General features: G+C 69.2%; 9 protein-coding genes. 1 reads left to right on the forward strand and 8 read right to left on the reverse strand.

What is annotated here, in order from left to right:
- Window positions 1–180: 180 nt before the first annotated feature.
- The gene (locus AB6V31_RS02475) at window positions 181–2,022 is read left to right on the forward strand and encodes a prolyl oligopeptidase family serine peptidase (protein WP_369363821.1); all 1,842 of its coding nucleotides are present in this window, start codon (window positions 181–183) and stop codon (window positions 2,020–2,022) included.
- A gap of 24 nt (window positions 2,023–2,046) precedes the next feature.
- Here AB6V31_RS02475 and AB6V31_RS02480 read toward each other — a convergent pair whose 3' ends face one another.
- From AB6V31_RS02480 to AB6V31_RS02515, 8 genes are read right to left on the reverse strand one after another with little or no spacing between them, the layout of a single operon-like run.
- A complete protein-coding gene (locus tag AB6V31_RS02480) occupies window positions 2,047–3,309 on the reverse strand; it encodes an ATP-grasp domain-containing protein (protein ID WP_369363822.1) in 1,263 nt (420 codons plus the stop codon).
- Window positions 3,309–4,298: a hypothetical protein gene (locus AB6V31_RS02485; RefSeq protein ID WP_369363823.1), complete on the reverse strand. Its 990-nt coding sequence runs from the start codon at window positions 4,296–4,298 to the stop codon at window positions 3,309–3,311. The genes AB6V31_RS02480 and AB6V31_RS02485 overlap by 1 nt, the downstream gene beginning before the upstream one ends.
- Window positions 4,295–5,557: an acetyl-CoA carboxylase biotin carboxylase subunit family protein gene (locus AB6V31_RS02490; protein ID WP_369363824.1), complete on the reverse strand. Its 1,263-nt coding sequence runs from the start codon at window positions 5,555–5,557 to the stop codon at window positions 4,295–4,297. Before AB6V31_RS02490 ends, AB6V31_RS02485 begins: the two co-directional genes overlap by 4 nt.
- Complete coding sequence (locus tag AB6V31_RS02495; RefSeq protein ID WP_369363825.1) at window positions 5,557–6,309, reverse strand: ABC transporter permease; 753 nt, start codon at window positions 6,307–6,309, stop codon at window positions 5,557–5,559. Before AB6V31_RS02495 ends, AB6V31_RS02490 begins: the two co-directional genes overlap by 1 nt.
- A gap of 56 nt (window positions 6,310–6,365) precedes the next feature.
- Window positions 6,366–7,196, reverse strand: coding sequence for an ABC transporter permease (locus AB6V31_RS02500; protein ID WP_369363826.1), 831 nt, complete (start codon window positions 7,194–7,196; stop codon window positions 6,366–6,368).
- The gene (locus AB6V31_RS02505; protein WP_369363827.1) at window positions 7,189–8,223 is read right to left on the reverse strand and encodes an ABC transporter ATP-binding protein; all 1,035 of its coding nucleotides are present in this window, start codon (window positions 8,221–8,223) and stop codon (window positions 7,189–7,191) included. The genes AB6V31_RS02500 and AB6V31_RS02505 overlap by 8 nt, the downstream gene beginning before the upstream one ends.
- Window positions 8,224–8,231: 8 nt before the next feature.
- On the reverse strand, window positions 8,232–8,972 hold the full coding sequence (locus AB6V31_RS02510) for a thioesterase II family protein (protein WP_369363829.1): 741 nt from the start codon (window positions 8,970–8,972) through the stop codon (window positions 8,232–8,234).
- On the reverse strand, window positions 8,969–14,443 hold the full coding sequence (locus AB6V31_RS02515) for an SDR family NAD(P)-dependent oxidoreductase (protein WP_369363831.1): 5,475 nt from the start codon (window positions 14,441–14,443) through the stop codon (window positions 8,969–8,971). The genes AB6V31_RS02510 and AB6V31_RS02515 overlap by 4 nt, the downstream gene beginning before the upstream one ends.
- Window positions 14,444–14,650: the final 207 nt, after the last annotated feature.

Raw genomic sequence — 14,650 nt, forward strand, 5'->3', positions numbered from 1 at the left:
ACTGGTCGGGAGCATCCGGATCATTGCGCGTCCACACGGTGAATGCCAGCATCACAGCCCGATGACGAGCGGTGGGATGCCGTAGGCATGGTGCCCGTGGGACATTACGATGGCGAAGTGGCCGCTCCTTTAGTCTGCCGTCCATTCGGGACCTGGCCGTCGGACATTTCGGTCTCGACGGTGCTCGATAACACGTCGATCGTCGACGGGCCGCGCTCCGACGGACATCGGCCGTACTGGGCAGAGGTGCGGTTCGACCAGGGCGGCAGGTGCGGCGTGTGGACGTTGCATGACGGGACGCCCACTGAGCTGACCGGGCCCGACGAGGACGTGCGCAGCACCGTGTACGAATACGGCGGCGGCGCATGGAACGTCGATAGCGGGATCTTCGCGTACGTCGACCACCGCTCGCAGTCCGTGAAGGTTCGGGAGGACGGGATCACCCGGACGCTCGCCACGATGCCGCCGGGCATCCGCGTCGGCGACCTGTCGGTGAGCGCGTCGCACCGCAGCATCGTGGCGGTCCGAGAGCGGTGGCGGGACGAGGAGAGCGATCCCGAGCACGCGGTCATTCGGCTCCCGCTCGACGAGCCAGGGCCGATCGTGATCGACGACGCGCACACGGTCCTCTCCGGCCGCGATTTCTATGCCGCCCCACGCCTCTGCGACACCGGCGAGTTGTGCTGGGTCGAATGGGACCACCCGGAGATGGCCTGGTCACGGACGAGGATCCTGACCGGCCCGATCGGCGACCCGGAGGGAGCCGCCACGCTGGTAGCGGGCCGGGACGACGAGTCCGCCCTGCACCCGACGTGGGCGCGGGACGGCGACGGCGCCTGGACGCTCCTGTTCTGCTCGGATCGATCGGGCTTCTGGAACCTCTATCGCTGGGACGGGTCGCGCGTGCTGGCCCTCGCGCCGATGGATGCGGATCTCATCGGCGCGCCCTGGGCACTCGGCGGCCAGCCGTTCGCGCCTCGCGCCGACGGCAGCATCGTGTGCGCCTGGTACGCGGACGGGTCGCACGTGCTCGGAACGCTCATGCCCGACGGCCGGCGGGTGGCATGGCGCGAATGCGCCCAGGTCGGACGGATCGCCGCGGGCCCGGACTGGGTGGCTGTCGAGGCGGCCTTCGTCGACGAGCCGGGCGGCGTCCTTGTCGGAGCAACGGGCCCCGGCGTGACGAGCGAGCCGGCATGGCGGCGGGTCAGCCGCACCGTCGAGGCGGTCCTTCCGCCGGAGGCGATCTCCCGACCGCGCCCGATGACCTGGAATGGCGATGCCGGGCCCGTCCACGGCTGGTACTACCCACCCGCGAGCGCCACGCACTGCGGGCCGCAGGGCGATCGCCCGCCGCTGATCGTCCTGATCCACGGCGGTCCGACGAGCATGGCGCACAGCAGCTTCGCTCTCGATCGTCAGATATGGACGAACCGGGGCTTCGCGCTGCTCGACGTGAACTACTCGGGAAGCACCGGCTTCGGCCGTGAGTACCGCGGCCGGCTCGACGCTCGGTGGGGCGAGCTCGACGTGTCCGACTGCGTGAGAGGGGCTCAGGAGGTGGGGGCGGCCGGGCTGGCCGATCCCGACGCCGTGATGATCCGAGGCGCGAGTGCGGGCGGCTTCACGGCCCTGCGCGCCGCCGCAAGCAGCGAGACCTTCGCCGGCGTCGTGAGCATCTACGGGGTCACGGACGTGGCGTCCATGGCCAGGGACACGCACAAGCTCGAGTCCCGATACATCCGGCGACTGGTCGGAGACCGGCTCGAGAACGCCTCGGCGTCGCCCCTGGGCTCAACGGGTCTCGGTGCCATCCGCTGCCCCGTCCTCATCCTGCACGGCAGCGAAGACCGCGTCGTGCCCATCGACCAGGCCCGCCGGCTCGCCGAGTCCCTCGGGGAACGCCGCGTGCCGTGCGAGCTGGTCGTCTTCGACGGCGAAGCCCACGGCTTTCGAGACCCGCGCACTCTGCACCGCTCGTTCACCGAGGAGCTCGCCTTCTACCAGCGGCTGCTCTCATGACCGGTCGCCCGGAGTTGGTCATGCCTACGGTCGCGCGGCCCCGGGCGGGAGGACGGGGTCCGGCGCGATCCTGATCCGGGTCTGAGCGATCGCCCGCAGCCCCGAACGGATCGCGCGCCGCGCCGTCGTGCCCTGGGCGAAGACGGCCATGACCCGGTCATCGTTGTCGGACACCGGCCGCGTGTCCATCCGCACCGTGTTGTTCAGCTGCACGTGGGTCACGTCGTTCGAGCCTCGGGCGAGGTCGAGCCCCTGCACGCCGACAAGCCTTCCGTATCGGTGGGGTGCGGGGTAGAGGACGACGGTGGGCGTGCCGTCCTCGGGTCCGTGCCCTGTCAGATCGACGCGTTCGAGTGGGTCGCGCCCCAGCAGGACGTCCGCCCACAGCTGGTAGGTGTCGATCCCCACCGAGCCCTGCGTCAACTCCGGTAGTTCGCCGCCGAGCCGGAGCTGCGACTCGAGCAGGACCGGTCCGGACGCCGTCATCAGGACCTCCGTGTGAACGGGACCTGTCGACACCCCGAGAGCGTCCAGCGCCGTCAGGACGACCCGCCCCACCTCGTCCCAGGCCGCCTTCGGGAGGGGAGCCGGCATGCCGGTGCACATGATGATCGGGCGGTTCTGGGCGACGAGCTCGAACCCGATCATCAGGAGGTGGTGACGGCCGCGGTGGGATAGCGTGTCGACCGTCAGCAGATCGCCGACGACCTGCTCCTCCACGAGTACCCGACCCGTTGGGCTGTCGGGGGTGGTCTGTGCCGCCCACTCGAACGCTCCCGTCGCCCGTTCGGCATGAACGTCGACCGTCACCCCGCCGCTCCCCGAACCGCTGACGGGCTTCACGACGATGGGCCAGCCCACCTCGTCGCCGAACGCTACGGCCTCGGCGGCCGTTCGCACCTCACGATGCCGGGGCACGGGGAGCCTCGCCGCATCGAGCAATTCGCGGTACGCGCGCTTGTCGTGCACCTGACGCACAACGCGGCTGTCGTCCCCGCCACCGAGTCCGAGCCTGTCTCGGATTGCCGCGGCCGTCGCCATGTTCGGATCGTCCGTGGCAACCACCGCTGTGAACCGCGCGGCGGGTTGCGCCGCGGTGATCATGTCCACGACCCGTCCCGGGTCGTCCGGGAGGTCGAACACCCATCGGTGATCGCCGGGGCTGGGATGGCGGCCAAGCCCGTCGGTCGTCGACACCACGCTCGTGGTGAGGCCCTCCTTCCACATCCGCTCGATCACCGGACTGTGGACGCCCAGGAAAAGGAAGTGGGGCTCCGGCTCGGTCATCAGAACCACATCCGCTCGAGCGCGCCCGCGAAGTCCGCCGGCACGTCAACGATCGGCTGAATGAGGCTCAAAGCTTCACGGGCGGCCGCGAACGCCTCATCCGGCTCGTCGGCCTCGGCGCAAACCCGAATCAGATGGTCGCCGGTCGCGGAGAGCGCGCCGACGCGATCGCCGTCCTGGAACAGGCGCACCACCTCGCGGACGCCCGGCACCGCCTTCGCGGCCTCGATCCCTTCTATCGCGATGAGCGTGCCCGCGGCCTCGGTCCCCAGCGCGGCGATGGCGCGGTAATCGTCGGGCGGGGAAAGGTCTCGCCGCAGCGGTCGTCCGATGGTCGCAGCCAGGACGATGTCGTTCAGGTCGCGCCCACGACCGTGCAGCAACTCCCGTGTGCCATCTCCGGCCCGCCACGGTATCAGTGCCAGGACCTCCGGCGAATCAGGCGCCAGGCGCAGCTCCACCGAGCCGAGGAAGGGCTCGGGGACGTGCTCCTCGAGCAGTCGGCGCAGTGCCCTCGCTTCCCGCCCTGCGGGGTCATCCCCCCGTTCGATCTCCGCCAGAACGTGCGCTGTGCCCGGATCCCTGACGAGGCGGGTGACGGAGAGGATCGTCAACGTCGCTCCGCTGCGTACGACACGGACGCGGATGTCCGACTGGCCGGCGGTGGGGACCGGGGAGGAGACAACGCCCAGGACGGGGACGCCGAGTGCCTCAGCGCAGCGCGCAGCGATATCGCTGTGCTGGTCGTCGATGCACCAGACCAGGCCGACGGTCCGGCCCGCTTGGAGCGCTCGCGCCATCGCGGTCCAGTGCTCCGGCGGCTCGTCGCGGTGCATGCCGATCAGGCCACGGTGCCGCCAATCTGGAAGCGAGCCCTCGGTCAGCTGGGGCATCGGAACGAGATGGAGGAGAGGCACCTGCTCCGCCGTCGACGCGAGCACGGAAGGATGGCGTCCGAACCTGCCGATGACCAGCACGGCGGCGTTCATCCGACGACCTCTTGAGCGATGGGCAGCACCGTGTCGGGAGCGACCCGGAATCGCACGCTGGCGAGCGCGCGGCGGGCTTTCGCCGTAGCCTGCCGGTGCGAGCGCGCCGTGACGAGCGCGCCGACGGGAAGATCGTCCAGGGTTTCTACGCGACGGCTGCGACGTGGGGGCAGACCGATCTCTCGCACCCACCCGACGCCTTCCGAATCCTCCGTCGGGAGTCCGGTGCGCGACAGGTAGTCACCGGGGCAATGAGGGCCGCCCCAGAGCATGACGCTCGGCAGACCGTTCCGCGGCGCCACGGCGGCCTCGTCGAGGAGCTCCAGCGGATCCCCGCCGATCCAGCCAGCCACGCAGAGCCGGTACGGATCGAGGCCCGTCGCGGCACGGGTCAGCTGGGGGAAGTCACCGCCGAGCCGCAGCTGCGTCTCGATGAGCACCGGCCCGGTCTCCATGAGGATCAGCTCCGTGTGGGCGGGCCCGTCGACGACGCCCAGGGCGCTCAACGCACCGAAAGTCGCCTCGACCGCTTTTTCCCAGTCATCCGCAGGGATCGGCGCCGGCGCCCCGGTCATCACCACGACGGGACGCTCCAGCGCCACGAGCTCGAACCCCACCATCACGAGCCGATGAATGCCGCGGTGGCTGTGCGTATCGACCGTCAGCACCCTGCCGTAGGCCTGCTGCTCCACTGCCACTCTGCCTGACGGGGTCTCTCTCGACCGTCGGTGTGCGCGCGCCCACGCGCCGCGCGCGCCCTCCCGTGTGACGCCGACCGACGCGCCCGTGCTGCCCGAACCGATCGCCGGCTTCACCACGATGGGCCAGCCGACGGCGTCACCGAAGGCGATCACGTCGTCGGCGGTGGCGGCCTCCGTGCCACGGATGCTGTCGAATCCCGCGTCGACCAACCGACGGCGATAGACCGGCTTGTCGAGCGCGGCCGCCGCGGTCGCGACGGAGTTCACGTTCGGGACGGACAGGGCCTCGTTGATCGCCGCGGCGGCCACCATCGTCGTGTCGTCCACCCCGACCGCCCGGCTCACTGGCCGAGACCGATGCAACGCCATCGCGACTTCTACGGCCTCCTGCACATCGATGCGGCCGACGATCATGACGCTCTGGTGTTCGCTGAGCGACCGGTGGGTTCTGGCGGCCTCCGTGTCGCAAATGAGGCTGGTCTCGGCGCCAGCGTTCCACAGCATGGGCCTCATCGGGGTGTCGTCGCCCAGCAGCAGAATGTGGGTCGTGTCGGTCATCAGTACTGTCCCACCGTTCCGCGACGGCGGACCCGCCGCGCGCATGCACCGAAGATCACCACACCGACGACGAGCGTGAGCAGGGATTCGCCGATCGCGATCAGCCAGGTCATTCCCCACGGCTGCATGAGCGTCCCGCCGAGCAGCACGTGACGGAGCAGGTCGAGGATCCACGTCGTGGGCAGCGCCTGGGAGAAGCCGAGCAGCGCGCCGGGGAGCACGGTCACGGGGAACGCCACACCCGAGAAGACGGCGACGACGGACCCGAATGAATCCAGGATCGACTCGCCCTCGCGGAAGATCAACAAAAGACCGGATAGGGCGAAACCGTAGCCCAGGGTCGCAGCTAGGAGGGTGAACAGGATCGGCACCACCCAAAGGATCTCTGCGAGCGAGTATCGCGCGCCGAACGCGACGGCACCGCCGATGATGATGAGCGATGCGGCGAACGTCAGCAGGAAGCCGGTGAGCCCGGCCCCCAGCGCCAGGAGTCGGGGCGACGCCGGGCTGGCCCACATGAACTCCAGCGTGCCGGTCTCGCGCCCGCCGCTGATGTCGCCGGTCATCGTCCACACCACACCGACCAATGCGGAGGAGACGACCATGCCGAGCGCCAGCCACCCGAGCAGATCGGATGTTCCGGTGTGCTCCTGAAGTCCGACCGCGGACCCGTCGACGAGGAAGGCCGCTCCCAGCAGCAGCGCGGGCAGCACCATCTGCGAGAGGGGAGTGAAGACGAGCAGATTCGTCATGCCGAGGGGATAGCGTGCCGCCGTCCGAAGGTGGCGTCCGACGACCGCGATGACACTCAAAACTGCCCCAGCCTGCCGGTGACGCGGGCGCGGGCGAGGACGAGCTTGAGATTCACATCCGACAGCACAATGAGCACAACGGCGACGAGCAGCAGGTATGCGACCCGCCACCCGACGGGGCCCGTGGGATCTGCTCCGAGAATCCCCTCGCGAAGCAGGAGGATCGTCTGGGTCGGTGGCAGCGCCTGGCTGATGTATTGCAGCGCCTCCGGCAACACGGCGATCGGGTAGGTCACGCCGCACAGGATCGAGACGACGCCCTGGGCGATCGCGATCAGCCCGCCGGAGTCCCTCGTCAGCACCGTCAGGGAACTGAACATGCTGCCGATCGCGAGCAGGGCGGGCGTCGAGATCAGGACGACGAGCGCGAGCGTGACGAGGTCGCCGCCTCCGAGCTCGACCTGCATGGTCGACCGCATGAAGAAGGCGACGACACCGAACATCAGCACCGTTGGCACCATCGGTGCGACGCTGCTGGCGAGCAGCATCGTGAGGCGGGAGATGGGACTGAGCAGGATGAACTCGAGCGTGCCGCGCGACCGCTCGGCCGACAGCGCGGAGGCGGGACCGTAGAGGATGACCGACACCCACATCAGCACGGCCCATCCCAGGTAGATGAACCCGCCGACCTGGCTCGTGCCACTGAGCTGGGCGAAGGATTCCTGCGCCTGCGGGGACTGGCCCGAGAACCCGAGCGCCTGCAGGTAGTACATCTGCGGCAGGATGACGGCCGTCAGCATCACCATGATGTAGCTGGCGCGGTAGCGCCACATCTGCAGCAGGTCGCGGATGATGATCGCCCTGGCGGCCGTGAGTTGGTCAGTCATCGTCGTCATCGTCACCTTCATCACCGTCCTCGTGCTCGATGTCGCGTCCCGTCAAGCTCAAGAACACGTGGCGTAGGGAAACGGGCTCCGCGCGCAGGCTGTGCACCTGCCAGTCGCGCTCGATCGCACGGGTGATGAAGCGAGCTGAGAACGACTCCGTGAATCGGCCTCCCAGCGTCAGATGGTGAAGCCCGTCGTCGCTCGTGCGACGTGCGATCACCTCGACGGGGGTGTCGAGCTCCGTGATCAACTCCTGCAGCTGACCCTCGAGCCGTGAAGCCTCGATCGTGCAGCTGAACGTCCGCGTGGCGCCGAGCCCCTCGACCAGAGCCGCGGGGCGATCCTCAGCGATGAGCCGGCCCTGGTCGATGATCGCGACCCGGTCGGCGACGGCCTCGGCCTCCTCGATGTGATGCGTTGTGATGAGGATCCCGTGCCCAGCTCCGCGGAGGCTCGTGATCAGGTCCTGCAGCGATGCGGTGGCGTGCGGATCCAACCCGGAGGTGGGCTCGTCCATGATGATGGCGCGCGGATTGCCCAGCAGCGCTCGCGCGATGATGAGGCGCTGACGCATACCGGTGGAGTAGTTCTCCGCGTAGTCGTCGGCGCGGTCGGCGAGGTCGACGCGCTCAAGAGCCTCGGTGACGGCCGCGCGTGCCGCGCGGCCCCTGAGGCCACGCAGAGAGGCGAAGAACCGCAGATTCTGCCGGCCCGTCAACTTCCAGTACAGGCTGCGTTCGCCACCCAGGACGACGCCGAGTTGGCGCCGTGCCGCGTCGTCATCGCGGACGACATCGTGCCCGGCGATCGAGATGCTGCCCGACGTGGGAGTCACCAGCGTGCACATCATCTTCACGAGCGTCGACTTGCCTGCGCCGTTGCGTCCGAGGAGCGCGACGATCTCGCCGCCCGCGACCTGCATGGTGACGCCCCCGACAGCCGGGGGACTGTCGCGACGGCCGCGGGTGGGGTAGGCCTTCACCGCGTCTTTGACGTCGATCACAGGCCCCTGCGTGGTCTCTGTCACGTCTTGAGTCATCCGTCCATTACCTTCGATTCTGATTCTCTCAGTGTGTCCGCGACGAGGTTGACGAGCAGGTCGTGCTGGACTGCGTCCGGAAAATGCCCTCCGGGCAGAACATGCCAGGCGAACTGAGCGGTCGTCGCCGACTCCCATTCGGAAAGCACGTCCACCGGGACTGACCTGTCATCCTTGGCGCCGACCACCGTGAGTGGGACGGGGATGGTTCCAGCGCGTGAGAGTGCCGTCTCCGCGACCGCGAGATCCGCCCTGACCAGGCGAAGCGTCCACGACATCAACTCGTCGTCAGCCAGTTCGTCCGCGGACATACCTCCCCAATCTGCGATGCGCTCCCTGAGGCGGCGGTCGGACAGGCGGAAGAGAGGGCTTTCCGGATCGGGACGTTGCGGGGGACGCGCAGCCACAAGTACGACGTGCCGCGGCAACGGAAGTTCCTCGCGGATCAACGCATCGACGACGTGCATCGCGAGGGCTGCACCTACGCTGCGGCCGAGCAGAGCGAATCTTCCCCCGGCGATCGCTGCGCCGTGTGTGCGGAGGACATCCCCGACGAGGTCGGCGACGGATGTGGCCAGCGGTTCCGACACCCGTGAGTCCCGTCCGGGATAGAGCACCGGCTCGACGGCGTAGTCACCGATCCGCTCCGGCCAGTCCGCGAACGCGAGGCGTCCCGTGCCGGCCGGCGGAAGGCACAGCAGCGTCGCCCGCGGCGCGGGAGGTGCCGCCGAACTCACGACGGGTTCCTGTCTACGACCGACTCCAGCGACTCGGCCAGCGTTCCCAGGGTCTGATTGTCGAACAGCGTGGTGATCCCGATCGATCGGCCGATGAGCGTGCGGATGCGCGACGCGACCTGAACGGCGACGAGCGAGTTACCGCCGAGATCGAAGAAGTTGTCGTCGAGGCCGATCCGATCCACTCCGAGCACGCTCGACCAGATTCGGGCCAGTTCTACTTCGACGTGACTCGACGGCATCCGGAAGTCCGCGGAGCTCGCGTCGGCATCGGCGGTGCGGTCCGCGCCGAGATGAACCTCGCTCAGGCGCTCCTCGACCAACTCGACGTCGAAGCCGGCCTCGGCCCGGATGGCGTGGTTGACCCCCTCCGGGGTGACGACGATGTGCGACAGCGGATAGCCCGCGAGGATCCTCCGCAGTGCGCTCTTGCCGACCTCCACCGTGATGTTGCTGCGATCCGTATGGGACGTCGCCGGCACGGCGGCCGTCGTCAGGGCGTCGCGCATGCCCTCAGTGAACCGGCCCCGGTCGATGCGCCGCATCGCGAAGCCGCGAACCTCGCAGAGGAGTTCGCCGCTCGCGTCATAGAGATCCGCATCGACAACCGTGACGTCGGACGACCGGTCGTCACGGTGCCGGATGTGGGAGAAGACGTGGCCGGTGAGCGGGGCGCGCCAGCGGATCAGCTCGTAGCTCATCGGCAGGTAGGTCTCGTCCCGGCCCTGGATCATCGGGTTGTGCTGGCCCTCCGCGACCGCCACATCCAGGATCGCGGGATGCAGCAGCAGGGCGCTGCGGTTGGCCGGGGCGTCTGGGTCCGGCGAGGGGCACAGCTCAGCCAGCGCGTAATCCGGCAGGCGGGTCTCGACCAGGTCTGTCATCTCGTCGTGACGGGTGCTGGCGATCCGCCACCTGCTGCCCAATGACAGGTATGCGGAAGGCCGATCCAGCTCCTCACGCGTGAGTTCGCCCGGCAGTGAGGCGGCGAGGGCGCCGAGATCGATGGACCGCGGCGCGACCACGCTCGTGGGGCGCAGCACCGCAACCAGCAGCGGCGTCCACTCGCGCGTCGCTGTCGTCGTCGACGAGATCTCGACAGAGGCATCCCATTCCTGCCCCTTATCCACCTGTCGCAGACGCACTCGCAGGACGACCGGGCTGATGACCGGGGCGGCCTGGAGGTGCACGACGTCGGTGATCTCGGGTTGTCCGCCGACGGTCTCGGCATAAGCGGCGCGCACCATCTCGATCAGCGCGGCGCCGACAACCGCCTCGTCGCCGCCGATGACGTGCTCGGAGCTGGTCCAGTGTCGGCCAGGCCACAGGTCGCGCTCGAAGGCGACCTCGGCGGCCGTGCCCGCGAGTCGGCGGTCGAGAAGGGGGTGGTCGGCGGACGACACATCGGCACCGTCCTGCAGCGCTCGGAACGCCGCCGGCGCGGCGGCGTTGAGGTCCTCCACCATCCCGACCCCGGTCCACCCGCCCCAGCCGATCGAGATCGAGCGCGTGCCGCGCTCGCTCGCCCACTGCGCAAAGGCATCGACGAAATTGTTGGCGGCGCAGTAGTCCACCATGCCGAAAGTGCCGGTCACGGCCGTGATCGAGGAGTACAGCAAGAAGAAGTCGAGTTCTGAGCCGAACGCGCGGTAAAGGTTCGTCGTGCCCGCCAGCTTCGGGGCGAGTACGGCGTCGGCCTCCTGCGGCGTTCGCATGGCGAGCATCCCGCCGCCCGCCACGCCGGCGCAGTGCACGACGCCCGCCACGCGATGGCCATCAGCGGCCAGTTCGCGCGAAAGTCGTTCGACGTCCTCCGCCAGGCTCACGTCGACGCTGCGCACCGTGACGCTAGCTCCCAGCGCCTCGAGGTCCTCGATCTGCTGGATCCTGCTCGCCGTCCGCCGGTCGTCGGATTCCCGAATCAGATGCCAGTCCCTCCGGTCCGGTAGGCCCCTTCGACCGAGCAGCACCAGACGTGCGGGAGCCGCCTCGGCCAGGACACGAGCCGCCTCCAGCCCGAGACCTCCCAGCCCGCCGGTGACGATGTACGTCGCGCCTTCCCGGACCGGCAGCCGCTCGGGCTCGGGTAGGCCGAGATCCGAGTACTCGAGCGTGTAGCGGCCGTCGGCGCGGAGGGCGACGCGGGCCGCCGGGTCCGGGCGTCCGAGTTCGGTCACGAAATCGGAGGCTGCGACGTCCTCGCCGCGTCCGCGCAGGTCGACGTCGATCGATCGCGCGGCGACCCCCGCGATCTCGCGCCCCATGAGCAGGACCGGCCCAGACACGATGGCCTCGGCGGGGTCGAAGGCGTTGCCGCCAAGCCCCTCCCTGTTGGCGGTCGCGACACTGACCGTGCAGTTCAGATCGCCGACGGCCGCGAGCGTCTGTCCGAGCACGAGCAGCTCATGGAACCGGGCGCGCGCCTGCCCCGCAATGCGGTCGACATCGTCGAACGGCGAGGGTGCGTCCGGCACACGGGCATCGACGACATTGAACCGACCGTCGGTGCCGCCGTGGAACGCGTGGATCGCGGCCGCGAGCTCTGAGCGGCTGCCGAGATCAGCGGTCCAAGATGTCCCTTCGATGTTCCACGGGCCAGAGCCGAGCAGGATGACGTCGGCGCCGGATCGCGTGAGTCCGGCCGCCACCGCTCGCCCGAAGCCGCCGGCGCCGCACAGCACCAGCCATCGTCCCGGCGCGGGCTGCGCACCGATCGTGGGCGTCGTCTGACGCCAGGAGGGCATGCCGAGCGCGCCGTCGTCGAGCGTACGCGGCGCGTCGGCCGGCTCCACCGGACTCTCCGTCGGGTCCGCGTCGACCCAGTAGCGGCGGCGCTCGAACGGGTAGGGCGGGAGGCTGACCCGTCGGGGAGGACGATCCCACGTGCGCTCCCACGACAGCTCGGCCCCGGCCTGCCACAGCGCCGCCCGCACCTCGGCCGGGGAGGGCACAGCGCCCGTGCGCCGATCGGCCGCCAGTGTCGTGGCAGACCGGGTGGCCGGGGACGACGCGGTGACGAAGCTGCTCAGCACGCGTCCGGGACCGGCTTCCACCCACGCGAGGTCGTACTCGCGCGCGACGGTCGCCGCTCCGCGCTGGAACTGCACCGGCCGCCGGATCTGATCCGCCCAGTATCCGGGGTCTGTCGCCTGCGCGTCCGTGATCCAGTCGCCGGTGACTCCAGAAACGAAGGGGATCCGGGGCGTCGACCACGTCATTGCCGAGGCGATCCGCTCGAACTCGGAGAGCGCCGGCAGCATGAGCGCGGAATGGAAGGCGTGTGACGTGCGGAGCCGCTGAACGGGCACGCCCGCCTCAGTGAGGATGCGCTCGGACTCGGCGATGTCGTCTACGGTGCCCGCGATGGTGATCGACCCCGGCGCGTTCACCGCGGCGAGGTCGATGCGCTCGTCGAGCCGATGAGCGACGTCGCTCCAGTTCGCCGCGACGGCGGCCATCGCCCCCTGCGGGCAGCTGTGCATCAGCCTGCCGCGTGCGCACACGAGGACGACCGCGTCCTCCAACGACAGCACGCCGCTCAGGTAGGCGGCGGTGAGCTCGCCGATCGAATGGCCGGCCATCGCCGCGATATGGAGTCCCCATGACTCCAGGGTGCGCGCGGTCGCCACCTCGACGGCGAACAGGAGCGGCTGAGTGACCCACGTCTGGGCGAGGAGGGCGGCGTCACCGGACTCGGATCGCAAAAGCGGTTCCAGGTCGACTCCGATCTGCTGCCGCACCAGATCGAGAATCGGCTGCGCTGCGGCGCGGAACGCCGGCTCCGACCACAGCGAAGAGGCCATCGCGGGGAACTGCGTGCCCTGCCCTGGGAGGAGGAGGACGATGTCCTCGCTGCTGCGCGCACCGACGGCCGCACTGCCAGCCGCCGCCCGCAGCATCTCGACGGCGTGCGCCGTGTCGGTCGCAACAACGGCGCTGCGGTGGTCGAAGCGGGCCCGGCCGGACTGCAGCGTCCACGCCACGGACGACAGGTCCGTCTCCGGTCTTGCTTCAAGATGCGCGGCCAGGCGCTCGCGCGCCGCAGCGAGCGCTGTCGGCGTGCGCGCCGACAGCGGCAGGACGACCGGCCCCCCCGTCGGCGGCGACGGGAGGGGTGACGGAGCCTCCTCGACGATGATGTGCGCGTTGGTCCCGCCGATTCCGAACGAGCTGACGCCCGCGCGCCGCTTACCGACAGCCCACTCGACGGCCTCTGTCGCGACGTAAAAGGGGCTGTCGTCGAGGTTGAGCCGCCGATTGACGTCACCGACGTTGATCGTCGGCGGAATGACCCCGTTCTTGAGCGCGAGACAGACCTTCGCCAGCCCCGCCATGCCGGCAGCCGGGCCGAGGTGGCCGATGTTGCCCTTGACGGAGCCGAGCGGCACCTCGCCACGTCGCGTGTCGCCCGCCGACTGGAAGGCGCGTCGCAGACCCTCTACCTCGATCGGGTCGCCGACCAGGGTCCCGGTGGCGTGCGCCTCAACGTACCCGACGTCCGACGGATCGAGCTCCGCGTCCGCCAGCGCCTCCCGTATCAGCATCGCCTGCCCGGACACGCCCGGAGCGGTGAAGCCTGCGCGGTCCTGTCCGTCGTTGTTGACGGCTGAGCCGCGGATCACCGCGTGAATGGGATCGCCATCGGCGATCGCGTCGCTCAGCCGTCGAAGCAACGCCACGCCCACGCCCGTGCCGAAGATCGTGCCGCTCGCGTCCTCCGAGAACGGGCGGATGTGCCCGTCTTTCGAATAGATTCCGCCCTCTGACCACGTATAGCCGGCGCCGTAGGGCAGTTCGACCTCGACGCCGCCCGCGAGGGCGAAGTCGCATTCGCCCGCACGCAGCGACTGGCAGGCGAGATGGATTGCGACGAGCGCGCTCGAGCACGCGGTCTGCACGGTGATGCTCGGCCCATGCAGACCCAGTCGATACGAGACGGCTGAGCAGAGATAGTCCGGGCTGTTGCTCACCTCGATGGCCATCTGTCCGACCGCGTCGCGGACCCTGGCGTTCTTCGCCACCTGGTCCTGACCGTAGTAGTTGTTCGCCATTCCGCCGAAGACCCCCACGTGTCCCGGCACCGAGGTGGGGTCGTGCCCCGCGTCCTCGATCGCGGAGTAGCAGTGCTCCAGGAAAAGCCGGCCCTGCGGATCGCGGATCTCGGCCTCGCGCGGTGTGAACCCGAAGAACGCCGCGTCGAACTCGTCCGCTCCTTCGATCAGGGGTGCCACGGGCACGAAGTCAGGGTGATCCCGGTCAGCGGCAGCGACGCCAGCGGCGTCGAGATCCGTCGGCAAGAGCGCCGTCAGAGACTCCACTCCGCCGGTGAGATTGCGCCAGTACTCGTCCAGTGTGTTAGCTCCGGGGAACCGGCAGGAAAAGCCAATGATGGCGATGAGATCGTCGTTTGTTTTCGCGGACGCAACGTCAGCATCCGTGACGGCGCCAGGCGCATTGTGATGAAGTGACACGGCCGATTCGCTCCAGACTGACCGACAAAGGAATACAGGTTGGATTCAGGATGCAGCAAGGCGAATATACCGAGAGGGAACCTTTTTTGCGAACGTTGCTGGAATAGCGATCCGTGTATAGGCTGTGGTCCAAATCGTGGCGGGGGCGCGAAATGCCCTGGACTTCGCTGGAGGGTCAATGGGGGACGGGGTTGCTGCCGGGCGAGA

Source organism: Microbacterium sp. 16-032, assembly GCF_041079455.1.
Lineage (GTDB): Bacteria > Actinomycetota > Actinomycetes > Actinomycetales > Microbacteriaceae > Microbacterium > Microbacterium testaceum_A.